This is a genomic window from Ruegeria sp. YTSA072 (assembly GCF_059610285.1).
The window spans coordinates 828033-854932 of sequence record NZ_JBXWNI010000001.1; the positions used below are offsets into that span (position 1 = coordinate 828033).

The following is a 26900-nucleotide window of genomic DNA, read 5'->3' on the forward strand; positions in this document are numbered from 1 at the left end:
ACCCAAGCTTCATATTTGGGTAACGCTGCTCCGCTAACACCCGGACTGCGCGCCCGCGCGCAGCCGTTGCCCGCAAGGTCGGACAGCGATTCGACATGCGTAAGAATGAGGAAGGGACACTATGACCGACAGCAATAAAACAGCCACTCTGACAGTCCATGGTGAAACGTACGAGTTGCCGGTTCATTCTCCGACCGCTGGACCTGACGTCATCGACATCCGTAAGCTGTACAGCGATGCCGGAGTGTTCACCTACGACCCTGGTTTTACGTCGACCGCAAGCTGTGACAGCACCATTACCTATATTGACGGCGAAAAAGGTGAGCTGTTGCACCGTGGCTATCCGATCGACCAGCTGGCCGGAAAATCGCATTTCCTAGAGGTATGCTATCTGCTGCTGTACGGAGAGCTGCCCCAAGCCAAAGACCTTGAGCAGTTCGAAACCACCATCACGCGCCACACCATGCTGCACGAGCAGATGCAGTATTTCTATCGCGGCTTCCGTCGGGATGCGCACCCAATGGCGATCATGGTGGGTGTCGTTGGCGCAATGTCGGCGTTCTATCACGACTCGACCGACGTATCCGACCCGCATCAGCGTGAGGTCGCCTCTCACCGCCTGATCGCCAAGATGCCGACCATCGCGGCCTGGGCCTATAAGTACCACATCGGCCAGCCTTTCGTTTACCCGCGCAACGATCTGGACTACGCGTCGAACTTCCTGCGTATGTGCTTTGCCGTGCCGGCAGAAGAATATGAGGTCAATCCGATCCTCAGCCGCGCGATGGACCGGATTCTGACATTGCACGCGGACCACGAACAGAATGCTTCGACCTCGACCGTGCGTCTGGCGTCATCCTCGGGCGCAAACCCGTTCGCGTGTATCGCGGCTGGTGTTGCTTGCCTTTGGGGCCCTGCTCATGGCGGTGCGAACCAAGCATGTTTGGAAATGCTGGAAGAGATCGGTTCCGTCGATCGCATTCCGGAGTACATCGACCGCGCCAAGGACAAGAACGATCCGTTCCGCCTGATGGGCTTTGGCCACCGTGTCTACAAGAACTTCGACCCGCGCGCGACGGTTATGAAGCAATCAGCCGACGAAGTGCTGGAACTGCTTGGCGTCGACAACAATCCGAAGCTGCAGGTTGCCAAGGCACTGGAAAAGCAAGCACTGGAAGATCCGTATTTCGCCGAGAAGAAACTGTTCCCGAATGTGGACTTTTACTCGGGCATCATCCTCGAGGCGATGGGTTTCCCGACCTCAATGTTCACACCGATCTTCGCACTGTCGCGCACCGTTGGCTGGGTCAGCCAATGGAAAGAGATGATCGCAGATCCACAGAACAAAATCGGTCGTCCGCGTCAGCTGTATCTCGGCGAAACGACCCGCGATTACGTGGATATCGAAAACCGCTGATTGCCGGTTACAAATTCGAAACGCCTCGGACCCACGTCCGGGGCGTTTTTTTTTGTTTTAGAATAATGTCAGTTGATCCCCGGCCTGCGCGGGCCTGGAAAACAGATCACATCGTAGCGGCGGTGTTTTTGTGGCCAACCCTAAACGTTTGACCGCGAGCTTGAAGCGCTTGGCCACCAGCCCGGCGTACTCTCCCTCACCCCGCATGCGGTGCCCCCAGCGCGGATCATAGTCACGACCACCATGCATCTCGCGTAGCTTGGACATGACCTTTTCCGCCCGCGCCGGCTCATGCTGCTGCAACCAGGATTGCCAGAGCGCAGAAACTTCGCGCGGAAGGCGCAGCATGATCCAGGTTGCGGAATCAGCGCCCGCGTCTCGCCCGGCTTCCAGCATGGATTCCAATTCGTGATCCGTCAGACCCGGTATCAAAGGCGATGTCATGACGCGCACTGGCACACCTGCGTCGGTCAGCCGTCGGATCGTTGCCAACCGTCGCTCGGGGGATGGCGCGCGCGGTTCCATCCGCCGAGATAGGCCAGGGTCCAAAGTCGTCAACGAAACACCGACCCGAACCAGCCCAAGTTTCGCCATGGAGGCAAGAATATCCAAATCCCGCTCGATCATCGCGCCTTTGGTCACGATTGCGACTGGGTGCTGGAACTTTTGCAAGACCTGCAGGCAAGCTCGTGTGATCTTGTGCTGTTTCTCGATCGGTTGATACGGGTCGGTATTCGTTCCCATCGCAATGGTTGCTACTTTGTACCGGGCCGAGGACAGTTCTTTCCTCAGAACCTCGGCCGCGTTTGGCCGGGCGATCAACCGGGTTTCAAAATCCAATCCCGGCGATAATCCCAGATAGGCATGTGTCGGACGGGCAAAGCAGTACACGCACCCGTGTTCGCACCCGCGATACGGGTTGATCGACCGGTCGAACGGCAGATCGGGCGATCGGTTGTAGGTGACCACACTGCGCGCTACCTCTTCTCGGACATCGGTTCTGAGCGTCGGAAGCTCCTCTTCCATCTCCCAGCCATCGTCACAGGCCTCGGTCGCAAAGCGTTCGAATCTGCCTGATTCATTGCTGGCCACGCCGCGGGCCTTTATGTTGAGTGCAGGCATATTTGTTCCCGTTATGTTCTCGCTCAGGAATCAATAGACCCTGAATCGCCATGCGACAAGGAAAACTGCGCGAACCGCCCTATTCGCCCCCGATCCTGGACGCCCGGTTTTTCCCCGGTTGTGAACAGATTGCAGGATGTTGTTGCAGATAATTCCATCGTGATCGCAAACAATTTGACGTATAGGTCGGTCCCGGAACTGCCAAGGTCGCAATCGTAACAGTCTAACTGCGACGAAATGGCCAAAACGGAAAAAATGCCACCACGGGCCGATGGCCCGCCCAGCACAGGGAAATGCCCCATGTCCGATGAAGAAGACATCGTCCTGTCCGAACTCAACGACGACGAACTTGTCGAGCAGATGTTCGACGATCTTTATGACGGCCTGAAAGAAGAGATCGAAGAAGGTGTGAACATCCTGCTTGAACGCGGATGGACACCATATGACATCCTGACCAAAGCATTGGTCGGTGGCATGACCATCGTGGGCCACGATTTCCGCGACGGCATCCTGTTCGTGCCCGAGGTTTTGCTGGCGGCCAACGCGATGAAAGGTGGGATGACGATCCTCAAGCCGCTGCTGGCCGAAACCGGCGCGCCGCGTGTCGGCAAGATGGTGATCGGGACCGTCAAAGGCGACATCCATGATATCGGCAAAAACCTGGTGTCGATGATGATGGAAGGGGCCGGTTTTGAGGTCGTGGATATTGGCATCAACAACCCGGTCGAAAACTATCTGGAAGCTTTGGATTCCGAACAGCCGGACATTCTGGGCATGTCGGCCCTGCTGACCACAACGATGCCCTACATGAAAGTGGTCATCGACACGCTGATCGAACAGGGACGGCGTGAAGATTACATCGTACTGGTTGGCGGTGCCCCTCTGAACGAGGAATTCGGCAAGGCCATCGGCGCAGACGCCTATTGCCGTGACGCCGCTGTGGCGGTGGAAACGGCCAAAGACTTTGTTTCGCGCAAGCACAACCAGCTTGCCGGCTGAGCCAGGTAACATGGAAATGATCATGGCCGCCCTTTCTGGGGCGGTTTTTTTTGTCGTTAACTGCTTGTTTAGCAGTTCAAGCTTCAATAGCTGTCAATTGTGATTGTGCAAATCTGTTGTGACGCACGTGATGTTAACGAGTACTTATTGGGTGTGTTATGCCTACGACGTTTAATGCTATTTTTCTTGGCCAACTTTGTATTATTGACCCCACTGAGGGCAACAACATAGCAGAAAACGCAGACGCCCTTGTCGGACAAACTTTTGGCGGACCCGGCGACCCCCTTCTAAACATCGCGGTTGTATGGAGTTCTGTCGGAAATCGGGTCAAACCTACCAAAATAATGGGACCGTCGACCTCGATGATTTCACAATCGACGGTCAACAAACTGAATTTGACGCGGCCATCGAAATTAATACCACGATCACATTTGTCGACGGAACAACAGCCAACATAGCCGCTGTCATTGCCCAAGATGCATTCGGCAACACCTTTCTGGTGCCTGAATTTTCAAACAATACGGACCAGGCCGCGCTAGAAGCGCCAATGCATTAGATCTCTTACTTTGAACAGCGTCAGAACCGATGACGCGTCGGGATTAAACTCGAACCGGCAAGAATGGGACATTGCCAGATGTTTAACGACAGGCACTCTAATCAAGACTGATCGTGGGCTGGTCAAGGTCGAGAATTTGCGCGTGGGTGACAAAATTCCGACGCTGGATCATGGGTTGCAAACACTGCGTTGGATTGGCTCTCAGACCGCGCGTGCCGCAGGCGTGTTCACGCCTGTGCTGATCAAGGCGGGTGCGCTTGGCAATGATCGCGATCTCTTGGTCTCGCAACAGCACAGGATGCTGATCAGCGACTGGCGGGTCGAGCTGCATACGGGCCACGCTGAGGCGCTTGCGCCTGCCAAGCATTTGGTGAATGGCCGCGATATCGTGATGAAGCCCGGCGGTCTTGTGACCTATTATCACCTAATGTTCGATCAGCACGAACTGATCTGGGGCGAAGGGTGCCTGAGCGAAAGCTTTCACCCCGGAATCCAGGCGTGGAACAGTTTTGAGCATGAAACACGGCAAGAGATCCTGTCGCTGTTTCCGGAACTGGCCAGCCACGGGATCACCGCCTATGGCCCCCCTGCCCGCCCATCGCTTCAGTCTTTTGAAACGCGTGCGTCGGTGGCCTGACACGGGATGTCGGAAGCGGGCTTGCCTTGATCCGGCATTCATTCTTTGATGCTGCAATCCTTCAGGGAATTGACGATGCAGCAGAACACCACACCAGATGACGCAAGCCTGACGACAAAAGGCTATACCGAAGACACTCGGCAAGGCGGTATACTGCTGTTGGCATGCGGTGCGTTGGCGCGCGAAATCCTGCATCTGAAAAAACGCAACGGCTGGGATCATATGACCCTGACTTGCCTGCCCGCCATACTGCACGTCCACCCTGAACGGATCACGCAGGCCGTCGAAGAAGCTGTTGCCAAGCACCGCGGTAACTTTGACCAGATCTTCGTCGTCTATGCCGACTGTGGCACCGGCGGCCTATTACAGAAAGCCTGCAAGGAGATGGGCATTGAGATGATCAAAGGCCCGCACTGCTATTCCTTTTTCGAAGGAAATCAAGCCTTTGAAGACCATGGCGATGATGAAACGACGGCCTTTTATCTGACAGATTTTCTGGCCCGACAGTTTGACGCCTTTGTGTGGAAACCGCTGGGCCTAGATCGTCACCCCCAGCTGCGGGACATGTATTTCGGGAACTATACCAAGCTTGTCTATCAAGCCCAAACAGACGACCCGGACCTGACGGCCCGCGCACAGGAATGCGCCGAACGCATGGGTTTGACGTTTGAACGACGCTTCACCGGCTATGGCGATCTTGAAACAACTCTGACCGAGTGGGCCACCCGCAAGCCGACGGCCTGAACGTCAGGCGTTCTCTTGCGCGACCTCGCGGATACGCTCAATCATTGACCGCAAACCGTTAGAGCGTTGTGCGGAAAGGTGATCATTCAGCCCAAGGCGCGCCAACTCACCGCCCGCGTCGACCTTTGGGACTTCGCCCACGGGCAGGTCATTGTACAAAGACCGAAGCACCGCAATCAGCCCGCGCACGATCAACGCGTCGCTATCGCCGTCGAACCGGAAAACACCGCCGTCGATCATGGGGTGCAGCCACACCTGACTGGCACAACCATGCACCTTGGTGGCCGGCACTTTGAGCGCGTCATCCAGCGGCTCCATCGCCTTGCCCTGATCGATGACGTGGCGATACCGGTCTTCCCAGTCATCCAGAAACTCAAAATCCTCGACGATTTCCTCAAAGGCGGGCGTTGCCATTTCGCAGCGGTCCTTTTTGTTGCGATCACATTTGTGACCTATGCCTCTGTTGGGCACCTGTCCAGCCCCGGTGTGGGTTTTCAATCTTTGGAATTTACGATAACCCATTGCTGAAAATACTTCTCTGGGCTTTGGGACCATGAAAAAATCAACACCTCTTCTATTGGTCAGCACTCTGGCACTGGCCGCCTGCAGCGGCTGGAGCGAGTCGCGCGTGAACCCGACCAATTGGTTCGGGTCCAGTACACCCGCCCCTACCGAAGTATCCGTAAACGAAGCCGATGCTCTGGTGCCCGAAGGGCGTGACGGCCCGGGCCTGTTTTCGCGACCTGAAAAGGAAGTGATCGGCTTTGCCATAACCAAGGTAGATGAGCTACGCATCGACCCCACACCAACTGGGGCAATCATCTATGTCAAAGGTACGGCCTCAAGACAGGGGGCTTACAATGCGCGCCTTGTCCGCGTGGAAAGCGAAGAGAACGAAAAAAACGGCATTCTGGAATACACGTTCGAAGTCAGCTACCCAAGCTACGCAACCAATCTGGGCTCCGAAAGATCGCGTGAGGTCAATGACGCCACTACGGTTGGCCGGGCCGAGCTGCGAAGCATCCGTCTGGTTCGCGTTCGCGGCGAACAGAACACATTGGAATCCCGGCGGCGCTAACGGTCGCTAAAGCGACACGACTTGTACGGATTGCCCCTTGGCGGCCAGAGCGATCTTGCCGTCACACAGTTTCAGGGCATCTTCGCCAAACACCTCAAATCGCCAGCCTGACATTGAAGGCAGCTTGCGCTCGCCCGCAGCCAATTGGTCCAGTTCGGAACTTGTTGCGATCAGCTTCGCCGCCACGCCTGAGCTTTCGGTTTTGGACTTGAGCAACACGCGCAGCAGATCGGCAAGCGCCGGGTTGATCTTTAGCTTGTCACGGCTGTTATCGACGCGCGGCATTTGATCGGCAGGGCAATTTACCCCGCTTTTCACCGCCGCCAGAATACCATCGGCAATCTCGCCTTTGCGTGCCTCGCGCAGCAGCAAACGCGAACCGCCGAGATCCGATGGCGTTTTCGGCTTGGTTGAGGCAAGCTCGATCAGGGCGTCATCCTTGAACACACGGCTGCGCGGAACGTTGTTCTCTTGCGCATAGGCTTCGCGAAACTGCGCCAACTCGCGCACGACGGCCAGGAACTTGGCCGAATTCGTCCGGGTTTTTACCCGTTTCCATGCATCTTCGGGACGGATATCGTAGGTTCCGGGCTGCGTCAGGGCGCGCAACTCTTCGGATACCCAATGGCTGCGCTGCGACTTGTTCAACTGGGCCGCAAGATATTCGTAGATCTGCCGCAAATGCGTGACATCTGCCAAGGCATAAGTCTTTTGCGCATCTGTCAGTGGCCGACGTGACCAATCGGTAAAGCGCGAGGTTTTGTCGACGCCTTCCTTGCAGATTTTGCGCACCAAGGTCTCGTAGCCCACCTGCTCGCCAAAGCCGCAGACCATCGCGGCGACCTGGGTGTCGAACAGAGGTTGCGGGAACACGGACGCCTCGACCCAGAAAATCTCAAGATCCTGCCGCGCGGCGTGAAACACTTTGACCACGCTTTCATCGCGAAACAGGTCATAAAGCGGGTCCAGAGACAGGCCATCAGCCAATGGGTCCACCAGAACGGCACTGCCTTCATCATCAGATGGAACCGCAAGCTGCACCAAACAGAGTTTTGAATAGTAAGTCCGTTCGCGCAGAAACTCGGTATCTACGGTGACATAGTCATATTCCGCCGCGGCCTTGCAGAATTCGGCCAGCTCTTGCGTCGTCGTCAGGGTTTTCATGCGCGGTGCTGTTCTTGCTCTTGTTCTGTGCGGCCGATTATCAGTTTCATTCCGTACCCAGCCGTATTGCGGACCATAGGATGAATTTGACGCGGGTGTAAATCATCCTGAGACGTTCAGGGCAGCAACACCGGAGTCCGATCCCCACTGGCGTAACGACGCAACACTGTAGGGTAGAGTTTGTGTTCCCATACCAGCACCCGGGCGGCCAATCCCTCGGGCGTATCACGCGGTTCAATATTCACCCGCGCCTGCCCAAGGATCGGTCCGTCATCCAAAGCTGCGGTGACTTCGTGGACCGAACATCCATGTTCTGCGTCTCCGGCTTCAATAGCGCGCGCGTGGGTATTGAGACCCTTGTATTTCGGCAGAAGCGAAGGGTGGATATTCAGCATCCGCCCCTGAAAGCGCGAAACGAAATCACCGGTCAGAACGCGCATGAACCCTGCAAGGCAAACGATATCGGGTTGCGCCTCTTCCAGCGGTTTCAGCAACTCGGCCTCAAACGCGGCGCGGTCGCCCTTGAACGGTTTGTGATCCACCGATGCGGTCGGAATGCCGCGCTCTGCCGCCTTTGTCAGGCCACCCGCATTCGCATCATTGGACAAAACCAGACAAGGCCGCGCAGGGTGATCGCCGGTCATGCTGTCGACCAGCGACACCATGTTCGAACCCCCACCCGAGAACAGAATTGCGACGCGCTTGTGGATCACAACAGGGTGCCCGAATAGGCCATGCCCGCTGTCCCGGTCACAGTGCCGATCCGCGCAACCGTTTCGCCCGCGTCGGCCAGTAACGCCGCCAGATCATCCGCGCGATCCGCGTCACACGCGACGATCATGCCAATGCCGCAGTTGAAGGTTTTCAGCATCTCGGCCTCGACGATTCCACCGGTTTCCGCCATCCAGCGAAATACAGGCGGCAAGTCCCATGCATTCAGGTCAATCTCGGCGCCCAGCCCCTCGGGCAACACGCGCGGCAGGTTTTCGGTCAGGCCACCGCCAGTGATATGAGCCAGTGCATGAACGCCCCCTGCCCGGATTGCTTGCAACGCAGGTTTCACATACAGACGCGTTGGGGTCAGCAGCGCCTCACCCAGAGAACCGTCGCTGAACGGGGATGCTGCATCCCAGTCAAGGCCCGAAATTTCGACAAGTTTCCGAACCAGCGAGTAGCCGTTGGAATGCACACCGTTCGACGCCAGCCCCAAAAGCACGTCGCCTTCCTGAACGCCGGCCGGCAGATGCGCACCACGCTCCATCGCACCGACCGAGAACCCGGCCAGATCGAAATCACCATCCGGGTACATGCCGGGCATTTCCGCAGTTTCACCACCGATCAAAGCGCAACCGGATTGGACACAGCCTTCAGCAATGCCTTCGATGATCCGCGCGGCCGTGTCGGTATCCAGCTTGCCGGTTGCAAAATAATCCAGGAAAAACAGCGGCTCAGCACCCTGACAGATCAGGTCGTTGACGCACATGGCCACAAGGTCGATGCCCACGCCGTCGACCACGCCGGTATCAATGGCGATGCGCAACTTGGTGCCCACTCCGTCAGTAGCTCCAACCAGAATCGGGTCCTGGTAACCAGCGGCCTTCAGATCGAACAGAGCGCCGAATCCGCCCAGCCCGCTCATCACACCTGAGCGGTTGGTGCGTTTTGCGGCCGGCTTGATCCGGTCGACAAGGGCATTCCCCGCATCAATATCAACGCCTGCATCGGCATAGGTGATTCCGTTCTTGCCCGTGGTCATGGCCAGCCCCTTATGAATGGTTCCCGCGCGGGTTATTCGATTGTGCGACTTGTTGCAACGGTCAGGCTTGACGCGGCTGTTCACCATGGTACTCAAAGCGCTCAGGCGGGCCTGTAGCTCAATTGGTTAGAGCAGAGCGCTCATAACGCTTTGGTTGCGGGTTCAAGTCCTGCCGGGCCTACCACCGTCTAATTGTACATTGTTATCAGTTTCAGATGCTTGCCAGACCAGCGATGCATGGTGTTTCTACTGTCCTGCCCAAACATAGATGCATTCTTCTAAATCTGCAGGATTGCCCAGTAACTCTTAACCTTATTCATGCCCCTAGAGTACGGAATCCCCGCTCAAGCGGAAGTGCCACTTGGTATATTCAAGAGAATTGACAAATTCGCATTCTATACTTTTGGATATATCACCTATTCGAATGGGTTTTTGGCTATCCCATTTCCATTTAGCAAAACTTGTAAATTCATGTTTTTATGATCTTGCACGTCCCATACATGTGCATCCCAGCCTCCGACCCGCACCCAGTAGGAGGAAATTGACCGGCTTCGCGACCCCTCCGCTCACTCGGACCGCGAAGCTGGTTTTTTTTGTGCCGTTTTTTGATTGTAAAGAGCTTTCAAAGACAAAGAGCACCGGCAAACCTCCAATTTAAGTCCCTACCTACTTTGGAGGTTCTCCGAAGTATCCACCAAAGTATCCAACCATCGCACCCAAAACGCCGACTATGATGACAATCGAGATTAATGCACCACTGCTTTTTGAGTAATATCCAAGCGTCAGGAGCCCAACGACAAATATACCAACCAAGAAATACAATACAGTGTTGTCCATACCTAAACCTATGCCGCAAAAGACGTTCTGTAACGTTACGATAGAAATGCGCCTCAAGTCTAATGGGGGAGTTACACCCCGTTAAACACCAGGGTAGCCACTCATTCCCGCTCCAAAAAACCCGCGTTGTTTGGAGGGAAACCGTTACAAACAACGCGGGAGGCAGTTGGGGTAGTGAAGGCGATACGGAGCGGGTCAAGAATTGGACCAAAAAACCCCGGGTAAAGCCGTTCGGTCTAATATGAGGAGGTAACTTTACGCTTCAGGATCTGTCGCTTCAGCCTTTTGGAAAACTGCCAAGGTGACAAACAACCCGCCGATCAGCAGCAAATGGCCCAATGCGGTTACACCGAAAACAAAATAGCTACCAACCATCAGCGAGAAGATTGCGCTCCACATCCATGCCAACATCTGCATCAGCATGTGCGCTGTGGATAGAGAGTATTTTTTTAGTGGGTTTTTTGTTTCATCCATTACCGATACCCACGATGATTTCACGTCGAAACTATTGGTCATGACTTCCTCCCATTCTAAAGGTTGTACGGGGTGATCGGTGCTTTAGACCAAAGAAAAATTATGCGCGCCGCTTGTGGCTGCGACATAAATCATGAATTCCGGTCCTACCAAAATCATCGCCCAACAATGATATCTGCGCAAAGACCGCCCAGCCTGTCACTTTTACCAAGCCGCAGAACACCGCCATGTGCGCGGGCAATATCCGCAACAATCGCCAACCCAAGACCAACGCCACTGCCCTGATTCTGGTTGCGTGCGGGATCAAGACGCGAGAACGGTTTTACAGCCTCAGTGCGCTGCTCTACCGGAATGCCTGGCCCGTCATCCTCGACCCGAATTCGCATGGTTTTGGGCGTCAGGGACAGGCTGACCTCGGCTCGGTTGCCATATCGCACCGCATTGCCAATCAAATTTTCGACCGCGCGGCGAATGGCCATGGGGCGTAGCATCGCCGTGCCGTCACCTTCAACTGAGACTAATTCGGCCTGATGACCTGCCCGGCGCGCGTCTTCGACGATCTGACGCAACAACACTGCGGGTTCGATCGCCTCGGCTGGCCCCTCGGCGACACCACGTGAGAAATCAAGGAACGCATCCAGCAGCAATTGCATTTCGTCCACGTCCTGTTTCAGCGGTGCCGCCTCATCCTCGGGCAACATGGAAAGTCCCAGTTTCAGACGCGTCAGCGGTGTTCTCAGGTCGTGGCTTACACCCGAGAGCATCATCGTGCGCTGCTCCATCTGTCGCTCGATTCTAGCCCGCATTTCCAGAAAGGCACTGCCAGCGGTGCGCACTTCTATTGCGCCCCCCGGCGTATATGGCACCACCCTGCCCCGACCAAAGGCCTGCGCAGCGTCAGAAAGGCGAGTAATAGGCCGCAGCTGATTGCGCATATAGAGGAATGAGATCGTCGTCATCACAACGGCAAAGAACATCATGGTCACAATCAACTGATGCGGCGCCGTGGGCGACAGGCGGCGGCGATCTATGGTCAGTTGAAGCAGCCCCAGATCGGTTTCAAGATACAACCGAGCTTCATCACCCGAAGGCAAAGCCACCGCGACCAGATCGGGCAGCCCCGCTCGCAAATGGTATTCGACCTGTGGTGCGATAAAATCGTACCACCGACGCCTGTCCGTCTCAGGGTCTTGATTGGCATCAACAAAACGGGCTTTCATATCAAGCACCGACAAATCCGGGCGTATCGCTGCCAGCGCCTGCTGCTGGGTCTCGGCCTCTTGCATGGTTTCAAGGACCAAGGTCACTTCGCGCGTGGCGGTTTCGGTCATCTGCGCGGTGACGTCCTCGAGATGCTTTTGCAAAAAAGCAATTCCAACCACCAACAACAGCACGACAACCGGAAGAACCAGAATTAGTGCTGCCCGGGCATACAGGCTGCGCGGCATATATTGTTTGAGCCATCGACTGAACATGCGCTAAACCTAACGGGCTGATCCGCCAAGAGAAAGAGCTCAGAATGCAGGCGCCTGACGATTTCAACCCGCCCCCCGGTCTGGCGATCGACTTACAACCCGGGCTGCGGCGGATACTGGCCCCGAATCCGTCCCCGATGACCTATCGCGGTACGAACACGTACCTTTTGGGAGAACGTGATTTGGCGGTCATTGATCCCGGTCCTTTGAGCGATGCTCATCTTGAAGCGATTCTGGATGCGGTGCAGCCGGAGCAACGGATCAGCCATATTATCGTCACGCACAGCCATCTGGACCACTCGCCGCTTGCGGCACCATTGGCAGCACGCACCGGCGCGCCGATTCTGGCCTTTGGCGGACCGCAGGCCGGACGCAGCGAAGTGATGGCGCAACTGGCGCGGCAGGGTCTGGCCGGAGGTGGCGAAGGAATCGACACCGCGTTCCGCCCGGATATCGAGGTGGCAGATGGTGAGATTATTGCGGGCGATGACTGGCAGCTTGAGGTCATCCATACGCCTGGTCACTTGGGCAATCATATCGCGCTGGGTTGGGGTGATGTTTGCTTTACTGCCGATCATGTCATGGGATGGGCCAGCTCGCTGGTTTCTCCACCGGATGGGGACCTGACAGACTTTATGCAGGCGTGCCACAGGTTGCGTGCGCGGGATTGGGCCGTGTTTCACGCGGGTCACGGTGCGGAAATCACCAACCCTTCTGAACGGTTGGATTGGCTGATCACTCACCGGCTGTCCCGCGAAGCGCAGATACTGGCGGCGCTGGAGGAGCAGCCCAGAACCGCCCGCCAACTTGCCGAGCGCATCTACACCGACACGCCAGCCGCGCTTTTGCCAGCGGCCGAGCGCAACGTGCTCGCCCATCTTGTTGATCTTTATAGAAAATCTCAAGTTTACACACCCGGAACGTTATCGGTGGATGCAAAATTTTCAAGGCAGACGTGACCAAACGAAACTTTCTTTCCGTTTGATGCAGTTCCCCTCTGGACGGCAAAATATGGGATTGTTATACGCCCCTCAGTTCCGGCGTAGCTCAGCGGTAGAGCAGTTGACTGTTAATCAATTGGTCGTAGGTTCGATCCCTACCGCCGGAGCCAATCTTTCCAATAGGTTACGCAAAAAGCCGCCCGTTGAAAGGCGGCTTGCGTCCCGTATGCGTCCCCGGAAAGAGTGCGTTTCTACGGCAATCCGTGGACCTTGAAGATTTCGACGCAGGTCTGGTCCGTGTATGCGCGCAGCGGGTCTGACTTTACCACGTCATAGCAGGCGTCTTTGATCCGCAATGCCAGTTCAGTTTTGAAGGTGCGGTTGTCTTTCTTGATCTCTGCGACCCGGAGGATGGCCCCTGCTCCTTGGTGGCATTCGTTCAACTCGACCAGTTCGTCTTCGATCAGGCTGACCGCCTCTGGCGTGTTCGCTTCCTTGGAGACTTTCTTGAGGTAGTCTGCGGCTTGGTCCTTGTCGCCCTTCTCGCAGGCTTGCTGTGACCATCTGATGTAGTCTTTCCAGATGCGCACGTCTTTCTCGGAGACGTCTGCGATTGCGCTGGCGCCGATCAATGCGGCTGCGATGGTGGTGGCGATCAGCCTCATTACGCTGCCTCCGCCATTTTTCCGGCCAGTTTTACTGCCGTGCCGGTCGCCGCGACCATCATCATTTTTCCGCTACCGCCGATGTCGTTGTATTCGATGCTGATGCCGACCACCGCGTCTGCGCCTAGCGCCACGGCTTCTGCCTTGAGGTCTTCCATCGCCTGCTCGCGCGCGTCCTTCATCGCGGTCTGCATTGTCTTCGACTTGCCCCCGACCAATCCCCGCGTGTCTGCGAAGAGGTCTTTGAATGCGTTGAGGCCCAAGACGGTCTCGCCGGCAACGATGCCGAGGCGTTCTGCGACCGTCAGGTTGTGCGCCGTCTCAGTGGTAACGATCATTCGCACCGCTTTGCTTTGGACCGCGCGCTTTTGTTCTTCGCGCTCTGCGATCTCGATTTGGCGGACTTCTCTTGGCGCTCCGCTGCTTTGGATTGCGATTTGGTCGAGGTGGCACTCAACGCAGTACCCGCTCACTTGCTTGAGGAAGCTGACTTTCGTGCCGCATTCTTTGCATTTCATTGGTTCGATCCCCTTAAGCTGTGCAAAAAACGTTTCAGATCTTTTTATTTCAGGTGACGCTTGTTGAATTCGCGGCGGCTCCGGCAGGTGCGGCATTCGCCGTTCACTGCGTACTTGTTTAGTTCGTCACCGCATGAGTGGCAGCATCCGGTTTTTGTGTGGCGGATGGGGGCGCCGCACCCTCGGCTTGAGTCCACCATACGAGTCTCTGAGCGCGCCGTGATCCCGGCTGCGACGATCAGAGCGATGAAGCCACCCGCTGCACCGATCAGAAACCAGCCAAAGGGGTCACGGTTTTTCGATGCTGCTAGCACTGCTGTTCCTATGCCACAGGCGAGCCAGATGATGACTGCGAATGTCATTGATTAGATCCTTACTTGTTGCATAGCGCGACGCCCGCACTTAAGTGCCGCGCGATTTCGACTGAATCTGAAACTATGGCATCAGCAATTAGTCAGCTTGGCTTGCAGCGCTAAGACCTTGCCTTTGGTGGCCGCGATGTCTCCTGAGACGTCCGCTCCGGACAGGCTAGATACCGGGACACCGATTAGAAAGACGCCTACGGCGTCGCCTACAACTGCGCCTTCCTGCTTGCTCGACAGCGCTGCTAGGCGTGTCTGCTCTTGGTGCAAGATATTTGCTGCCTGTGAACACGACGCATTACTGTATGCGCCAGCCATGCTTACTGGTGCGATGGCAGACGGCGATTGCGCGCAAGCCGATACCAATGTGCCGCCCAACAGGGCCGTAGCGACAACAACTTTTTTCATTTTTCCGATCCTTTCCTTGTTCATGCTTTTCTTAGCAATCAACCTAGGCAAGCGAGCAGTTCACTGATTTTTAAAGGTTGCCGTTGAATTTATACTTTTTGCCAAATTAGATTTATTTGTTGCTGAAAAAGCATCAATAGACGTTTGTTTTACTGTGCTTTTCTCTGAAACGTTAACAATGCCGAAAATTGTTATTAAACCACAACACACAAAGTCTCGCCGCCACGATGACGACGAGTGTTTTGGTCAGTTCTAAGGGAATGATCGCGCGATGACTAAGGTTGACAGTTCTCGTTTGAGCCATCTGATAGATGTCTTCAATTCTATTTCGGACGGCAAATCATCTTTGGAGCGAGTTCTTCATACAGCCGGGCTGTCAATTGATGATATCGCGCCGAACGTCGAAGAGGTGCTTGCTTTAAAGGAAGCAGAGTTCGTAAGAGCAGCCTGCGATGAGCTCCGGGACAACACTTTCGGAGCCAAGGCAGGTCTCACCTTTAAGGAGTCTGCCTCTTTAACGGGCTATATTGCAAAATACTCAAAGAGCCTTGAGGCAGCGATCCGGAACACATCGAGGTTTTCAACTCTAATTGATCCCGCTTTCTCATATACTCTGAACATTTCTAGCAACTATTGTTCCTTCGTGGTGTCCTATAAGGACGCGACCTTCGCGAAGTTTCACCGGCACACCGAGTTCGCTGTATTTGGAGCAATCTCTCGGATGCGATCGCTCACTGGGGTCGATTTCTACCCAGTGGAGGCTCGATTTAAGCACGAAAGACACTCGCCGCGTGAGCTCGAAAGAATTGTTGGGTTTCCGCTGTCCTTTGGCGCCGAGAACATAGAGGTTATTTTGCCCCTCTCTGTTCTGGATCTGCCTATTCCAACCTACGAACCCCGCCTAAGAAAGCACCTGATGAAGTTCGGCGAGCAGTTGTTGAGCCAAGTCCCTAACGAGAAACCCGGTCTCCGATCAAGAATTGAAGCGCTGCTTTCCAACGGGTTACCGGGAAGAATTCTGCCAGCAGAAGAAATTGCCTCCTGTCTTGGTATGAGCAAAAGGACATTTGCGAGAAAGCTGAATGAGGAAGGCATAGGTTACCGGGAAATCGTTGACGAGCTAAGGTGTGATCTCGCCAAAACGTATTTGAAAGATGGCATCAACGTTTCCGAAATTTCATTCATTCTGGACTACGCGGACTCTGCCGCTTTCTCGACTGCATTCAAAAGGTGGACCGGTGAAACTCCGAGTGCATATCGCCAATCCGCCTAGGTTCTAATGACGGGGGCGGATTGCAAACTTCGGGTCTCCTGCCGTAACCCCCGCCCTCCGGTTTTCTCGGAATAAGCCTTTAAACCAAAAAAAATATTTTAGCAAATATACCCGAATAATCTGATCTAACTATCTAAAAAATACGAATAATGGGAATTAAAACCGTTATTTAGCTATTAAACTCAATTAGTTAGGCAATAAGACTTATTCGCCTTTAAACCCGTATTCAGCTATCATCGGTCCACCTACGAAGAGGACCGCACATGAGAATACATCCGAACACAGCGCCGACGCTGGCCCGCAAAGTTACCAAGCGCACGGGATACACGCGGCAAACCCTCTCTGAATTATCGAAACACGAGCAGAACGGCGACGAAGACGCGCGTTCTGAACGAATTCTGCTGTCTGACGACTTTGAGCGCCGTCTGGACGCGGCCAAAGCGGCGGCAGATCACACGCAGACGGTTGGAGGGGAATTTGCTCGCGCCTCTACCGCCCTGCACGTCGGGAACACGGGGTCGCTGTCAAACCGCCTCTTGGACCGGCTCACGGCTAGGTGCATTCGTCTCGGCGTTCCTATGGGCCGACGTCTGCGCCTAGCCGCTCGTCTAAAGGACGCCGCAGGCCGCGCAAATAGCGCCGCTGAGCAGGCGCAAGACCGTCTCGACGGAGCGGAGGACGATCTCAAGGCAACCGCGCTTCTGGGGCGCTTTCTCGACGCCCTTCCTAAAGCCGGTTGGGAAAAGGACCACCCGTCAGTCAAGCCGATCCGGCGCGAATATCAGGCCCGAGCGAATGCGGCCAAACAGAGGAACAAGCGATGATTGAACTCAGTAACCCGTTTCGTGCCGATCCGGCCCCGGCGCAGCCCGCTTCTAATCCTAAAAAGCTGTCTGCCGAGGCGATTCAATCGGCCAAGGACGGCAAGCCCAACGCCGAAGCCATCGCCTATATGAAAAAAACTCCGGCGACGATCTGGGATATGAGCCAAGCCAACAAGACCATCATAGATAAGGTTTACGAGGTCATCGCCCGCGTGAAGACGCTGGAAGAGGCGTTGAGCGCCGAGCAGGACCGTGCTGAGGCCGATCTAGGCCAAGCCATCGACGGCTTCCTGACACCGGAGGCCCGCTGATGGACGTCGAAACCCTTCACCAAGCCTTACACGGCATAGCCTCTCAGGCGCTCCTTGAAGGCGTTTTGAACGGCAGAGACGGCAAGCCCGTCGATAACTCGGCCATTCATGCCCGCGTGGACGAGGTTCTGGCCCTGATCCTGTCTGATCTCGCAGGCGCAAACATGATCGAATTGGAGAAAGAGAATGAACAAGCGACCCAGTGATATGTACCTGCCTGATACGGTTAGCGACGGCACCAAGAGGCGGTTTGACCAGAAGGCGGAAGCCGCGTTTCTGGCGTCCGCGTGGGACGTAATGCAGGCCGATCTGATCGAAGGTGAGAAAGCCCGCAAAGCGCTTCCTGCCATCGTAGCGAAGCTGGAACGTCTTGAAGCCAAGCAGCCGGTTCTCCGCGCCGAACTGGTGGAGAAAAAACCGGCTCAACCCAAGGCCATCGTCAAGCGTCCGCAGCTATCGGACTGCCTTGTCGTTGCGGCGACCGCTGAGTACCTGCGCCGGACGAAGAAAGCCCGCGTTGGTACAGTGATCAACCAGCTACGTCCGGGCGATGAGAATGTCCTTGTGCGCAAGATCGCAAACGGCATGGCAAAGAGCGGCACCGCCGTTGGCACCACAACCGATATTGGCTGGGCCGCTGAACTGGTGAATACCGATCTTCTGGGCTTCTGGGGCGAACAGGCGCATATCAGCGTTCTTGGCGCTCTGATCTCTCGCGGATACGCGACGCCGATGGAATTTGGCCCGAATAACGCGCTGACCGTGCCGGTGCGCCGGGAAGCGAACCGGGGTGAAATGCGCGCTGCGTGGATCACCGAGAATTCGACCATTCCGCACATTACCACCACACTCTCAGCGACGTCGTTCATGCGCTATAAGCTGGCGGCGATCAGCAGCTATTCTGAGGAACTGGCGCAAACGTCGGTCGAGAATATCGAAAACCTCATTCGCAGCCTGATCTTTGACGATACGATGATGGCGATTGACGAAAAGCTGCTGTCTACCGACGCGGCACATGCAGCGACGTCTCCTGCTGGCCTTCTGAGGGGAGTAACGCCCCTGACGGCGGGTGCAGACCCGGATGCGGATATTAAGCTGCTCTTTGCCGAGATGGTGAAGGCTCGCGCCCGCACTCCGGTCTTGTTGATGAGCTTTGAAACCGAACTGGCCCTGATGATGGTTCGGGACACTGGCGTTTACCTGTACCGGGACGAAATGCGGAATGGCACTCTTCTTGGCATTCCCTACATCGCATCCGGCCACGTCGCCACGAACCGGATTATCATAGTGAACGCTGACGCGATGAACGTGGCCCTGCCTGTCCCAATGGTCGATCAGTCTTCGACTGCAACGCTGGTTATGGTCAACGCCGAAGGGGCAGACCCGAAGATGACCCATTCGGTTGCTGGTGATCATCACGTCGATCCACCCGGCTCTGTCAACGTCAGCGACGCTGTGACGGTTACGGGCGGTCCTGCTGAAGTTCGCAGCCTCTTCCAGACCAACGCGGTTGCAATTCGGACGGTCTTCGATGGCATCTCATGGGGGATGCTGGACAGCGGCCACGTCGCCTTCTTGGACCGGACTTGGACATAAGGAGCGGCTGATATGTACGGAACAACGCAGAAGGTTCGAGTTATCCCCGGTGATCCGGTCCACGTCTCGGTGGTCTCGAAAGGCGCGGGCGTCGCGCAAGTCACCCTAAACCAAGAACAGCCGGTCACGCTTCGGAGCCAACACCTGCGCGAAGCGATTGGCCTGCTGCTGGCGGATTGGGGCGTCCCTGACCGGGCGACGGTTCATTACCGGGGCTGGAACTCGCCCAAGGACTTCGGGACCAACGCATCCACCTACTACAACGCGGCTAAGGCGTTTGTTGCTGCTTATGGGAAGGTAAAAGCGGAGAAACTACTTCAAGATGCTAGGTCACAAAAAGCTCAGTTTGCTCCAGTGTTTATTTCAAAGTAGACGTCTGGATCGACCGTTGCGTGCCGCTGCACAGCTAATAGCTGCTTTGAGCCCATACCCGCCATTGCCGAGCCATCTGGATGCTGCGTATGCAATCAGCAGGTCGCAGCCCGAAGCGGTCATAGACACAGCCGGGCGTAAATGATTCTGCCGACGTGAAATCTTGCATCCGTCACACTGAAAGCGGCCAATCCACCGACTAGGATCACTGAATACAAGTGTTCGCAGAATACTTTCAACGGTGCTTCAAGCAGCTAGGTAGTCAAAGGAACTTGGCTAGCGTATGGGAGCCGCTGCACGGATCGGCATACTAAGCAGCAAATCAGCTGGTTGACGCTAACGGAAGGGTATCTATATGTAGTCCTTCACCACCGGCCAAAAGTTCAAATTGACAGCCCAAGTTATGGTCAAACAAGGTACGCAGGCGGAGCGCCTGTGGCTTCAGTGATAATTTGGTCAAGAAACTGCGAGAGCCCCTTAGATTCCGGCACAACACTTGAGATCTGTTGGGCATAGTTTGCCCCGCTCAACTCGACACGTACTGCGCATTTCTTTCCGTTAATTTTTTCTTTATTCGGAAGCGTTCTAGCAAAACACTTGAGAAACTTTATCAGAAATTGAGCGACCATCTTCCCTCTAATAATGCATTTGTCTTCAAGATCTCGAACTTCACGAGCAGTCGCTAAAAGGTCACCAATTGAGACAACCTCTTTAACATCTGCATTTTCGGAAATGAACCTTAGAGAAGATTTCCTTAGTTTTATCCTATCGTCGCCGAAATCAAAAAACTTGTAGAAATGCAAGTTTTCAACTTTTACAGCTATGTCCATCCGCCTCAAGTGAATCACATATGTCATTATTGTCCGTGCGCGGCGGCAAAATTTCCTCATTGCATCGCAAACGATCTCACCAACATCCTTTAATATTGGGTCTGTTGGATGCAGGCTGAAATTACGCTCAACAAGATTCACCACCACTTCTTCGGAGAGGCCATAGCTTTCAAAAGAATAGCCATCCGTCGAAAAACAGTTCTCGCTGGGAAGGCTTTGACCGATTAATTCATCGTGATCCGAGTCGACAAAAAAGAATACATTACGCAGCCCCTTGTATTTCTCACGTACTATATCGTGTAGAGCAAGAAGGCCTCCCTTTCCGTCACAAATCAAAGGGCAAATCCTCAAATTTCTATCCCGTCGATATATATAGCTCGAATAGAACTCCTCATCTTCCTCACCTTCAAATGCGGCAAAGAAGTCGAACCTGTCTGTTTCGATTGTTGTTCTGATCTTGTGCCAAGATGCATGAGGTGTTTTTCGGCGCTCCCTCATTCTCTCCAAATAACTCATTCGCGCCCAACCTCACACTCAAAAAGATCGACTGCATAATCATCCAAAGCATTTTCGTAAATAAATGGGGAATGCGTGACCGCAAAAATCAATTCGCAACTCTGCGTATTCGCGATATCTTCAAGAAAACGCTGCTGCCAATCAACGGAAAGTGACAACTCCGGTTCGTCAATAATTATGTAGTTTGTGGATACATCGTCTAATAACAAATGGGAGAACAAGCTGACAATTTGTTTCTCGCCAGAAGAAAGCTGCTCAAGATCAACATCTCTGCCTGATTCTCTTTTTATTACAAGCTTATACCCTTTGTTATCGAGAAGAAATTTCTTTCCATAAAGATACGAATTGCAGACACTGGCAAAATGTTGAACTGATCGCTCCAATTTGGAGATATTTCTTCCAACTTCAGCTAGGTACGTTACGTAGTGAGCAATGTACTTTTCATTCTCCTCAAGCTTTACGCCTGCATTGATTTTGTCAACTACTCCATAAAGTGATCTTTTATCCTCTTCAGTCAGCGTCTCATCATCAATTTTCTCCAGAACCGCATCTAAGGTCGATTGATCCACTTGTGTTATTTCACTAGAAAACTCTGATGCCTCATTTCTAATCACGTCCCGTAGGTAGCGGCCAGTAAGGCTATTTACCTGTGAAAGTGCATAACCACGAATATTTTCAAGCCTTTGTCTTATCTTATCCGCCACATCATCCATACCGAACTCAACGAGTTCGATATGTGCGCCAGCGCTTGGCTTCCCCCTTCTCGTTTGCAGCTTTCTTCTAATTTCTTCCTCAAACTCCGGGAAGACGTCCTTAACATCCCTTTCAATCCTGCGATATGTCGGAAGATAAAGAATTCGTCCACCCAAGTTGCTGTCTATGACAGCCTCAAGTTCTTGAACTACGGAAGTCGCTTCGTCAAAAAGTGGAAGGTTTTTCTGCGCACGCGATACATAGTAACTATACACTTCATCAGCAGCACTCAAGGACATTGAAAACTCTGACGCGATGTCTTCGATTACCCGATATCTTTCAATTCGTGTTTTTGAATGAGTGCGGTCGTGCTTCCACCGATTTGAATCTTCTGAAAAGTTTTGAGAAATATACGTTAGAATTTGGTCAAAGGCTTTACCGGAGTACCTCCTTCGACCACTAATTCTGCGCCTGTCCATTTGGATCTCAATATATGCCTGAATGTCCGTTCTAAGGACTTCAATTTCCTCCAGATCTTCGATGGCAATACATATGCTATAGAAATCCTGCTCTACAATCTTGCGCCATTGCCGACTAATTAAGTAATAAAAAAGATTAAGTATTGTACTCTTGCCAATACCGTTGTACCCCACCAAAACTAACTTATTATCCGTAATTGGAATGGCGACGTCAATCTCACCGAAGAGACCTTTGACTTCGAAGTATCTTATCTTCATGGTGTTTGCCCGCCCTCATCTCGTTCTGATTAGTCGTTACACTTCTCCTTCTCTTCTCCAACCTATTCTTACTCGCTGTCAATGTGTGAAAGGCTCTAGTTGCCTCTGACTGTGGCTCATGACGCAAGTCTTGGGAGATTTGCGGCAGCGGTAGGTACGAAAGGTCTCCCGTTATTCGGGCTTTCTATGCGACCCGATTACACTAGAACGGTCCAGCGGTCTCTCTCTGTCTTAGTCTGATGAAAGGAACGCTGTGAGTCGGCGGCGACCGGAATGCGGAACACTATTTGCGTTCTAGGCGGCTGCACCGAAGGACCACTATTCCAACTTAGTGAGGAAACGAATTATGCGCTTCTGGCTGGTCGCACCCTTCATTGCACTTTTCTAGCTCCAATTTTGCAAAACACGCTTTCTTCGCAAAGCCGCCGTTAGCGATGACCGGTGCTGCAATCGCGACGAAGGTCTGCTATGTGGCCATCCTCAGCCTTGCTCCAAATGTTGCATCTACAGAGAATGGCAGCAAAGTCCGAGAAGCGGACATTAAAGACCCGAGCGGCAAACAACTAAGCCACACACACAGGAAGTATTGGTCCCGGTTAACACAAGGCCAAGGAGCGACCAAAACCGGGACCGACATATCCCGGCCGCTCTGGAAGGGAAACCGGGATGGATTGGCCCTAGCGGAGAAGGCCGAAGAACTCGACAGAGCCCTTGTCGATGCTGGTCTTTTCGTCCGACCGCTAAGTTGTGGGACCGCCAAGGCTCCACAGGACGCAGGCGGGTTACTTCGATCAGCATCAGGATCACTCTATGCGAAATATTCGGAACCGGACAAGATTATTGTTTGGGTATAATGGTTTAGCGATTTAGCCTATAGGCTTTCGGACCCCTTGCCCTTTCTTGCCACGAGATAGACTTAGGGGTCTTATCGTGGAGGCTGACTATGCCTACCCGTTACCGGGCCAATACTCGGTTGTCCCCGGACGACCTTGAAAGCCGCCCCAATCGGTTTCCCGACTGCCTTGCCCAGCCTCTTGGTGGCTGATCCGCTACTCTCGCTCCATATCGGTTGTCATCCGACTTAGGCGCGAGAAACGACATACGACCAAAACGGTGTTTCCGTTCTCGTGGACCCCGGATGGGAATGGGCGCACCGTACCGGGGATTTGGGTTTGTAAGTTTTCCCGCGATATTTCCGCTAGGCTGCGAGCAGGGCCTCTGGGGGGATTTCGACACGGTCCCTCTGATACCGCCGAGATTCCTTAGACCCCGGTAAGCATTGGAACTTTGTGGATTTGCCCGTCTTTGCGGTATGCTCCAATCGGACGTTTTGGTGGCTCCAAATACCAATCTGACGTCCGTGAAGGCGGCTGGTCCTACAAAGACCGTCGCCGTCGTCTTTTCTAGGTAAGCGGATAAAATCAAGCCCGTCTAGTATTCTTGTTATTTATCAATGTTTTAAGCTAATATACCTACAGATATACGTATAAGCGTTAGTATATTTTCGCATAAACTTACGAAATTTTCCCGTTTGACAGGATCTGATCCTACACCCGCTGCGCTCCGCCGCAGGTATTACTTGGTTTCTAGCTAGAAAACCAAAGAGCCGCTCAGAGGCCGCAGGAGCGCCGAAACTTTGCCGGGGTCCGGCAGTTCGGCGGCCTGCAAAGCCGGGTCTTTGCTGGTTTGCCGGTCTGCTGGCCCACCGGCTCCCCTTACTGCGTAAGGGTGGGAAAATCTGCGCCGGAGATTTAGGCAAATTTGCTCAACCTTGGGGCGATCACGGCTATTTGAGCGCCTTGCGGCCCTCTGGCGTCACGTACCAACCCGGCACTTTGACCGATGCGCCTTCCATCATGTCCGATTTGGATTTTGGTTCTCCGCCCCCGGTGACGAAGCTGCCGTATGTCTGCACTCCTGTTATCAGGAAGTATTTGGGCATTCGCCCTGCCAGCCCCCGGTCTGCCAATCCGCGGAGAGCTCGGTGGACGGTCTTGCTCTTGAACAGTTCGTCTTCTTGGTCGATGTCCCATTCGTCTCCGTGTCGCATCGCTCTGATGATCTCTTTGACGGTCAGCAGTCGCGTATTCATCATTGCTATTTGGTGCATGTCTGGCTTCTTGACGCTTACCCAATGCGCGTCGTCCGCGTTTCGCGTGTAGTCGCCCAACCAAGCGCTGTCCGGGTCGTCTCCGATTCCGTGGTCGTTTTCGATCAGCGCTTGCAGCACTTCTCTTTGGATTTTTCCTAGTCCTCGTGACATCCATTTCCCCTCTATCTGTCTATCCACTATTTGACACTAATAAGCTTAGTGTCCACCTATTGGTTAGACACTTAAAAGCTAAGTATCCGATCAGTTTGTTTTCTGTCGCCTGTATCTTCTCAGGCTCTTTATGGTTGCCTGCCGCTTGTCGAATTCCTCCCGGCATTCGATTGAGCAGCATTCCTTGTCGTTCCGCTGTCTGGCGTCGAAGTATTCGATACAGACCCGGCATCTCGATTTGCCTTGCTTCGCTGCCCAGTCTGCTGCGACCCTGCATTTGGCGGAGCAGTATTTTGCGTCGTCCCGCTTTGCCGTGAATTTCTCGAAGCAGTTTATGCAGTTGTGTTCGTGCAGTTCGCGTTCGACTTTTGACTGCGGTATTCGCGCAGCCCTTCCAGCTTGCAACGCAGATCATACGGAATAGTTCGCGGCCAGTTCTTCATAGCCTCAGTTCTATCTTTGTTCCTGCGACTATCAAAGGACGTTTGGCAAATTTCCTGAAATATTTCTGTACCATCGGATTCAATGGCGGCAGTCTCGAAATACCAAGGGAGGGACGTTTAAATGATTAGACTAGCAATTGCGGCTGCTCTACTAGCAAGCCCGCTCACGGCGCAGACAGTAGCGGCAGATGATAAGACAATCACGATTGAAGCAGCTGACGGTGTAAAAGTAGTTCGGTGGTACGGTGACTCACTTGGCGATACAGTGGCGGAACTAATCGCGGCTGATCAGGATGTAAGTTTGCAGTGTATTGCATTTGATGATGCGGGAGAACCACTGGCGGTGGGTATGACAATTGGCAAGCTAGGCGCGGCCCGCTTTAAGGGAATTGACACTGAAACCGTTGCCGATGTGGTTTGCCGCGAAGGTTAATGCGCCTTTGCCCGCTCTATCGCGTCGTTCCAGATATTCATTGCCTCTCTGCGCTGTTCCAAGAACTCGGATCGCTGGTAGATGCGCGCGACTGTTGATGTTGTTCCAGACCCAGAGTGATTGAGGCACCGATCTGCGACGTGCGGATCGACCCCGTTATCTGCGGCGACCGTGGCAAAGGTTCTACGGAGGTCGTGAAAGGTCCAGCCGGATAAACCTGAAATTTCGTCCAATTTCGGCTTGAACTTTGACCATCCTGAGAATGGTGTTTTCCCGGTCTTCCCGGCAAAGATCAGTTCATTGTTAGATTGGATCATCGCCGCGTTGATTGCCGCCGCCGCGTAGTCGTTCAAAGGAACCATATGAACCCGGTCGGATTTGTTCTTGCTGGCTGGCTGCGTCCAAAGCCATTCGGCCAGTTCGATCTCGGACCGTTCTATCCAAGCGACTTCGCTGGCACGGGCGGCTGTGCCGATCATCGTTCTGACCATCAGAGCCGGAACGATTGGCCCCATCGCTTCTAGGGCGTTCGCAATCGCGCCCAATTCTCGCGTCGACAGGGTGCGCTCGCGTTTGCGCGTCTGCCGAACTTTCTCCTGCTGTAGATGTGCCGGCCCCCTGCCCGTCCGTGCGATCCAGCCCCAGAACGGTTTGGCGTACCGGACGGCTAGGTCTGCGGTCGATGGAGCCGTGCGCCGTTTCTCGTCCACCAGTTCGATCACGTCGGCTTCCGTGATGTCCGCGATGCGTCGAGGCAGCGCGCGACGAAAGACGTTGCGGATCGTTTTCTCTGCATGACCCCCTGACCGTAAACCCGCGAGACGGCTGCTGGCATAGGCGGTGAGCGCTTGTTCTAGGGTCTCGCTGGCCCGGAGGTCTGTTTCTGCCTTTCGGCGCTCTGTTCGCGCATCCAGCGCGTTTCCGCCCGCCGCGTTTCTCATCGCCGCGACTTGTACGACCGTCTTGGCCGCGTCCCGCGCGTCCTTTTGGCCGAGTGCGGGCCAAGTCCCGATACGGTCTTTGACCCGCTTGCCGTTGATCCGATGTCGGATGTACCAACTCGCCCGCTTCTTATGGCCTTCCAATTCCAGCCCCGGAAAGTCTGCGTCCCGCCAAGTCGATCTGCCTTTGGCCGGTAGCTGGTGCCTGAGATATTCCTCTGTAAACATTTGCGTCCCTTATGCGTCCCAATAACTCGCTATTTCGGGGATGTGCCGCGTATCTGCCCGATATTGCTCGCCTATTCCGTATTAGATTTTTAGTTTAAACAATAAGGATTTAAAAGAGGATTTGAATGTTTTCGAAATAAGGGGAATCACGCCGACCGATTGACTGTTAATCAATTGGTCGTAGGTTCGATCCCTACCGCCGGAGCCAAATGAGCAGCCTCATCTGACTGGTCCAAGTTGATTGTTAGTGCATCATCGGCCTCTGATCCATCGGGATGATGGTTTCA

Annotated in this window: 28 protein-coding genes and 2 tRNA genes; 15 read left to right on the forward strand and 15 right to left on the reverse strand. The window is 54.2% G+C overall.

The window, feature by feature from the left end:
- Nucleotides 1–121: 121 nt before the first annotated feature.
- A complete protein-coding gene (gltA, locus tag AC2FIB_RS04065; protein WP_108858508.1) occupies nucleotides 122–1417 on the forward strand; it encodes a citrate synthase in 1296 nt (431 codons plus the stop codon).
- A gap of 57 nt (nucleotides 1418–1474) precedes the next feature.
- On the opposite strand, the gene AC2FIB_RS04070 is transcribed toward gltA, so the two are convergent.
- Entirely contained in the window at nucleotides 1475–2539 is a 1065-nt protein-coding gene (locus AC2FIB_RS04070) for a PA0069 family radical SAM protein (protein WP_496733379.1), read from the reverse strand.
- Between the two features lie 300 nt (nucleotides 2540–2839).
- On the opposite strand from AC2FIB_RS04070, the gene AC2FIB_RS04075 reads away from it, so the two are divergent.
- From AC2FIB_RS04075 to AC2FIB_RS04085, 3 genes are all read left to right on the forward strand, one after another.
- Complete coding sequence (locus AC2FIB_RS04075; RefSeq protein WP_058271755.1) at nucleotides 2840–3538, forward strand: corrinoid protein; 699 nt, start codon at nucleotides 2840–2842, stop codon at nucleotides 3536–3538.
- Between the two features lie 566 nt (nucleotides 3539–4104).
- Nucleotides 4105–4731, forward strand: a complete 627-nt coding sequence (locus tag AC2FIB_RS04080) for a Hint domain-containing protein (RefSeq protein ID WP_496733381.1) — start codon at nucleotides 4105–4107, stop codon at nucleotides 4729–4731.
- A 75-nt stretch (nucleotides 4732–4806) separates the two neighbouring features.
- Entirely contained in the window at nucleotides 4807–5475 is a 669-nt protein-coding gene (locus AC2FIB_RS04085) for a DUF1638 domain-containing protein (protein ID WP_058271927.1), read from the forward strand.
- Nucleotides 5476–5478: 3 nt separating this feature from the next.
- On the opposite strand, the gene AC2FIB_RS04090 is transcribed toward AC2FIB_RS04085, so the two are convergent.
- The gene (locus AC2FIB_RS04090; protein ID WP_496733383.1) at nucleotides 5479–5889 is read right to left on the reverse strand and encodes a SufE family protein; all 411 of its coding nucleotides are present in this window, start codon (nucleotides 5887–5889) and stop codon (nucleotides 5479–5481) included.
- 139 nt (nucleotides 5890–6028) lie between these two features.
- Here AC2FIB_RS04090 and AC2FIB_RS04095 point away from each other — a divergent pair, with 139 nt between their 5' ends.
- The gene (locus tag AC2FIB_RS04095; protein ID WP_496733384.1) at nucleotides 6029–6553 is read left to right on the forward strand and encodes a hypothetical protein; all 525 of its coding nucleotides are present in this window, start codon (nucleotides 6029–6031) and stop codon (nucleotides 6551–6553) included.
- A 6-nt stretch (nucleotides 6554–6559) separates the two neighbouring features.
- Here the strand turns inward: AC2FIB_RS04095 and rnd are convergent, their stop codons facing one another.
- The 3 genes from rnd to purM all read right to left on the reverse strand — a co-directional run bounded on the left by rnd (nucleotide 6560) and on the right by purM (nucleotide 9473).
- Complete coding sequence (rnd, locus tag AC2FIB_RS04100; protein ID WP_496733385.1) at nucleotides 6560–7717, reverse strand: ribonuclease D; 1158 nt, start codon at nucleotides 7715–7717, stop codon at nucleotides 6560–6562.
- A 116-nt stretch (nucleotides 7718–7833) separates the two neighbouring features.
- Complete coding sequence (purN, locus tag AC2FIB_RS04105) at nucleotides 7834–8430, reverse strand: phosphoribosylglycinamide formyltransferase (protein WP_496841752.1); 597 nt, start codon at nucleotides 8428–8430, stop codon at nucleotides 7834–7836.
- Complete coding sequence (gene purM, locus AC2FIB_RS04110; RefSeq protein WP_496733388.1) at nucleotides 8427–9473, reverse strand: phosphoribosylformylglycinamidine cyclo-ligase; 1047 nt, start codon at nucleotides 9471–9473, stop codon at nucleotides 8427–8429. Before purM ends, purN begins: the two co-directional genes overlap by 4 nt.
- A 107-nt stretch (nucleotides 9474–9580) precedes the next feature.
- Between purM and AC2FIB_RS04115 the strand changes: the two genes are divergently transcribed.
- A tRNA-Ile gene (locus AC2FIB_RS04115) sits at nucleotides 9581–9657 on the forward strand.
- A gap of 908 nt (nucleotides 9658–10565) precedes the next feature.
- On the opposite strand, the gene AC2FIB_RS04120 is transcribed toward AC2FIB_RS04115, so the two are convergent.
- Both AC2FIB_RS04120 and AC2FIB_RS04125 read right to left on the reverse strand, forming a co-directional pair.
- Nucleotides 10566–10826, reverse strand: coding sequence for a hypothetical protein (locus AC2FIB_RS04120; RefSeq protein ID WP_058271760.1), 261 nt, complete (start codon nucleotides 10824–10826; stop codon nucleotides 10566–10568).
- 113 nt (nucleotides 10827–10939) lie between these two features.
- Complete coding sequence (locus AC2FIB_RS04125; RefSeq protein WP_496733390.1) at nucleotides 10940–12259, reverse strand: ATP-binding protein; 1320 nt, start codon at nucleotides 12257–12259, stop codon at nucleotides 10940–10942.
- A gap of 44 nt (nucleotides 12260–12303) precedes the next feature.
- Here AC2FIB_RS04125 and AC2FIB_RS04130 point away from each other — a divergent pair, with 44 nt between their 5' ends.
- Nucleotides 12304–13218, forward strand: coding sequence for an MBL fold metallo-hydrolase (locus tag AC2FIB_RS04130; protein ID WP_496733392.1), 915 nt, complete (start codon nucleotides 12304–12306; stop codon nucleotides 13216–13218).
- Between the two features lie 77 nt (nucleotides 13219–13295).
- Nucleotides 13296–13370, forward strand: a tRNA-Asn gene (locus AC2FIB_RS04135).
- Between the two features lie 81 nt (nucleotides 13371–13451).
- On the opposite strand, the gene AC2FIB_RS04140 is transcribed toward AC2FIB_RS04135, so the two are convergent.
- The 4 genes from AC2FIB_RS04140 to AC2FIB_RS04155 all read right to left on the reverse strand — a co-directional run bounded on the left by AC2FIB_RS04140 (nucleotide 13452) and on the right by AC2FIB_RS04155 (nucleotide 15153).
- Nucleotides 13452–13865: a hypothetical protein gene (locus AC2FIB_RS04140; RefSeq protein ID WP_496841753.1), complete on the reverse strand. Its 414-nt coding sequence runs from the start codon at nucleotides 13863–13865 to the stop codon at nucleotides 13452–13454.
- On the reverse strand, nucleotides 13865–14383 hold the full coding sequence (locus AC2FIB_RS04145; RefSeq protein ID WP_496841754.1) for a YbjQ family protein: 519 nt from the start codon (nucleotides 14381–14383) through the stop codon (nucleotides 13865–13867). Before AC2FIB_RS04145 ends, AC2FIB_RS04140 begins: the two co-directional genes overlap by 1 nt.
- A gap of 44 nt (nucleotides 14384–14427) precedes the next feature.
- Entirely contained in the window at nucleotides 14428–14745 is a 318-nt protein-coding gene (locus tag AC2FIB_RS04150; protein WP_496841755.1) for a hypothetical protein, read from the reverse strand.
- A gap of 81 nt (nucleotides 14746–14826) precedes the next feature.
- A complete protein-coding gene (locus tag AC2FIB_RS04155) occupies nucleotides 14827–15153 on the reverse strand; it encodes a hypothetical protein (protein ID WP_496841756.1) in 327 nt (108 codons plus the stop codon).
- A gap of 271 nt (nucleotides 15154–15424) precedes the next feature.
- Between AC2FIB_RS04155 and AC2FIB_RS04160 the strand changes: the two genes are divergently transcribed.
- The 6 genes from AC2FIB_RS04160 (at nucleotide 15425) to AC2FIB_RS04185 (ending at nucleotide 19529) form a co-directional block, all read left to right on the forward strand.
- Complete coding sequence (locus AC2FIB_RS04160; RefSeq protein WP_496841757.1) at nucleotides 15425–16426, forward strand: AraC family transcriptional regulator; 1002 nt, start codon at nucleotides 15425–15427, stop codon at nucleotides 16424–16426.
- Between the two features lie 263 nt (nucleotides 16427–16689).
- On the forward strand, nucleotides 16690–17250 hold the full coding sequence (locus AC2FIB_RS04165; protein WP_496841758.1) for a hypothetical protein: 561 nt from the start codon (nucleotides 16690–16692) through the stop codon (nucleotides 17248–17250).
- The gene (locus AC2FIB_RS04170; protein WP_496841759.1) at nucleotides 17247–17561 is read left to right on the forward strand and encodes a hypothetical protein; all 315 of its coding nucleotides are present in this window, start codon (nucleotides 17247–17249) and stop codon (nucleotides 17559–17561) included. Before AC2FIB_RS04165 ends, AC2FIB_RS04170 begins: the two co-directional genes overlap by 4 nt.
- Nucleotides 17561–17767 (forward strand): hypothetical protein, encoded by a 207-nt coding sequence (locus tag AC2FIB_RS04175; RefSeq protein WP_496841760.1) that lies wholly within the window; start codon nucleotides 17561–17563, stop codon nucleotides 17765–17767. The genes AC2FIB_RS04170 and AC2FIB_RS04175 overlap by 1 nt, the downstream gene beginning before the upstream one ends.
- The gene (locus AC2FIB_RS04180) at nucleotides 17748–19157 is read left to right on the forward strand and encodes a phage major capsid protein (RefSeq protein WP_496841761.1); all 1410 of its coding nucleotides are present in this window, start codon (nucleotides 17748–17750) and stop codon (nucleotides 19155–19157) included. The genes AC2FIB_RS04175 and AC2FIB_RS04180 overlap by 20 nt, the downstream gene beginning before the upstream one ends.
- Nucleotides 19158–19169: 12 nt before the next feature.
- Complete coding sequence (locus AC2FIB_RS04185; RefSeq protein WP_496841762.1) at nucleotides 19170–19529, forward strand: hypothetical protein; 360 nt, start codon at nucleotides 19170–19172, stop codon at nucleotides 19527–19529.
- Between the two features lie 407 nt (nucleotides 19530–19936).
- Here AC2FIB_RS04185 and AC2FIB_RS04190 read toward each other — a convergent pair whose 3' ends face one another.
- The 3 genes from AC2FIB_RS04190 to AC2FIB_RS04200 all read right to left on the reverse strand — a co-directional run bounded on the left by AC2FIB_RS04190 (nucleotide 19937) and on the right by AC2FIB_RS04200 (nucleotide 24568).
- Nucleotides 19937–20875, reverse strand: coding sequence for a DUF4435 domain-containing protein (locus AC2FIB_RS04190; protein ID WP_496841763.1), 939 nt, complete (start codon nucleotides 20873–20875; stop codon nucleotides 19937–19939).
- Nucleotides 20872–22305: an AAA family ATPase gene (locus AC2FIB_RS04195; protein ID WP_496841764.1), complete on the reverse strand. Its 1434-nt coding sequence runs from the start codon at nucleotides 22303–22305 to the stop codon at nucleotides 20872–20874. Before AC2FIB_RS04195 ends, AC2FIB_RS04190 begins: the two co-directional genes overlap by 4 nt.
- Before the next feature lie 1786 nt (nucleotides 22306–24091).
- Nucleotides 24092–24568, reverse strand: a complete 477-nt coding sequence (locus AC2FIB_RS04200) for a hypothetical protein (RefSeq protein ID WP_496841765.1) — start codon at nucleotides 24566–24568, stop codon at nucleotides 24092–24094.
- A 564-nt stretch (nucleotides 24569–25132) separates the two neighbouring features.
- Between AC2FIB_RS04200 and AC2FIB_RS04205 the strand changes: the two genes are divergently transcribed.
- Nucleotides 25133–25444 (forward strand): hypothetical protein, encoded by a 312-nt coding sequence (locus AC2FIB_RS04205; protein ID WP_496841766.1) that lies wholly within the window; start codon nucleotides 25133–25135, stop codon nucleotides 25442–25444.
- Here the strand turns inward: AC2FIB_RS04205 and AC2FIB_RS04210 are convergent.
- Nucleotides 25441–26613 (reverse strand): tyrosine-type recombinase/integrase, encoded by a 1173-nt coding sequence (locus tag AC2FIB_RS04210; RefSeq protein ID WP_496841767.1) that lies wholly within the window; start codon nucleotides 26611–26613, stop codon nucleotides 25441–25443. The two genes, AC2FIB_RS04205 and AC2FIB_RS04210, sit on opposite strands and share 4 nt — an antisense overlap.
- Nucleotides 26614–26900 lie beyond the last annotated feature (287 nt).

What these genes read in the sequence shown, in the direction of transcription:
- gltA (WP_108858508.1), top strand. Translation starts at nt 122, where the DNA reads ATGACCGACAGCAATAAAACAGCCACTCTGACAGTCCATGGTGAAACG.
- AC2FIB_RS04070 (WP_496733379.1), bottom strand. Translation starts at nt 2,539, where the DNA reads ATGCCTGCACTCAACATAAAGGCCCGCGGCGTGGCCAGCAATGAATCA.
- AC2FIB_RS04075 (WP_058271755.1), top strand. Translation starts at nt 2,840, where the DNA reads ATGTCCGATGAAGAAGACATCGTCCTGTCCGAACTCAACGACGACGAA.
- AC2FIB_RS04085 (WP_058271927.1), top strand. Translation starts at nt 4,807, where the DNA reads ATGCAGCAGAACACCACACCAGATGACGCAAGCCTGACGACAAAAGGC.
- AC2FIB_RS04090 (WP_496733383.1), bottom strand. Translation starts at nt 5,889, where the DNA reads ATGGCAACGCCCGCCTTTGAGGAAATCGTCGAGGATTTTGAGTTTCTG.
- AC2FIB_RS04095 (WP_496733384.1), top strand. Translation starts at nt 6,029, where the DNA reads ATGAAAAAATCAACACCTCTTCTATTGGTCAGCACTCTGGCACTGGCC.
- rnd (WP_496733385.1), bottom strand. Translation starts at nt 7,717, where the DNA reads ATGAAAACCCTGACGACGACGCAAGAGCTGGCCGAATTCTGCAAGGCC.
- purM (WP_496733388.1), bottom strand. Translation starts at nt 9,473, where the DNA reads ATGACCACGGGCAAGAACGGAATCACCTATGCCGATGCAGGCGTTGAT.
- AC2FIB_RS04120 (WP_058271760.1), bottom strand. Translation starts at nt 10,826, where the DNA reads ATGACCAATAGTTTCGACGTGAAATCATCGTGGGTATCGGTAATGGAT.
- AC2FIB_RS04125 (WP_496733390.1), bottom strand. Translation starts at nt 12,259, where the DNA reads ATGTTCAGTCGATGGCTCAAACAATATATGCCGCGCAGCCTGTATGCC.
- AC2FIB_RS04130 (WP_496733392.1), top strand. Translation starts at nt 12,304, where the DNA reads ATGCAGGCGCCTGACGATTTCAACCCGCCCCCCGGTCTGGCGATCGAC.
- AC2FIB_RS04140 (WP_496841753.1), bottom strand. Translation starts at nt 13,865, where the DNA reads ATGAGGCTGATCGCCACCACCATCGCAGCCGCATTGATCGGCGCCAGC.
- AC2FIB_RS04145 (WP_496841754.1), bottom strand. Translation starts at nt 14,383, where the DNA reads ATGAAATGCAAAGAATGCGGCACGAAAGTCAGCTTCCTCAAGCAAGTG.
- AC2FIB_RS04150 (WP_496841755.1), bottom strand. Translation starts at nt 14,745, where the DNA reads ATGACATTCGCAGTCATCATCTGGCTCGCCTGTGGCATAGGAACAGCA.
- AC2FIB_RS04155 (WP_496841756.1), bottom strand. Translation starts at nt 15,153, where the DNA reads ATGAAAAAAGTTGTTGTCGCTACGGCCCTGTTGGGCGGCACATTGGTA.
- AC2FIB_RS04160 (WP_496841757.1), top strand. Translation starts at nt 15,425, where the DNA reads ATGACTAAGGTTGACAGTTCTCGTTTGAGCCATCTGATAGATGTCTTC.
- AC2FIB_RS04165 (WP_496841758.1), top strand. Translation starts at nt 16,690, where the DNA reads ATGAGAATACATCCGAACACAGCGCCGACGCTGGCCCGCAAAGTTACC.
- AC2FIB_RS04170 (WP_496841759.1), top strand. Translation starts at nt 17,247, where the DNA reads ATGATTGAACTCAGTAACCCGTTTCGTGCCGATCCGGCCCCGGCGCAG.
- AC2FIB_RS04175 (WP_496841760.1), top strand. Translation starts at nt 17,561, where the DNA reads ATGGACGTCGAAACCCTTCACCAAGCCTTACACGGCATAGCCTCTCAG.
- AC2FIB_RS04180 (WP_496841761.1), top strand. Translation starts at nt 17,748, where the DNA reads ATGAACAAGCGACCCAGTGATATGTACCTGCCTGATACGGTTAGCGAC.
- AC2FIB_RS04185 (WP_496841762.1), top strand. Translation starts at nt 19,170, where the DNA reads ATGTACGGAACAACGCAGAAGGTTCGAGTTATCCCCGGTGATCCGGTC.
- AC2FIB_RS04190 (WP_496841763.1), bottom strand. Translation starts at nt 20,875, where the DNA reads ATGAGTTATTTGGAGAGAATGAGGGAGCGCCGAAAAACACCTCATGCA.
- AC2FIB_RS04195 (WP_496841764.1), bottom strand. Translation starts at nt 22,305, where the DNA reads ATGAAGATAAGATACTTCGAAGTCAAAGGTCTCTTCGGTGAGATTGAC.
- AC2FIB_RS04200 (WP_496841765.1), bottom strand. Translation starts at nt 24,568, where the DNA reads ATGTCACGAGGACTAGGAAAAATCCAAAGAGAAGTGCTGCAAGCGCTG.
- AC2FIB_RS04205 (WP_496841766.1), top strand. Translation starts at nt 25,133, where the DNA reads ATGATTAGACTAGCAATTGCGGCTGCTCTACTAGCAAGCCCGCTCACG.
- AC2FIB_RS04210 (WP_496841767.1), bottom strand. Translation starts at nt 26,613, where the DNA reads ATGTTTACAGAGGAATATCTCAGGCACCAGCTACCGGCCAAAGGCAGA.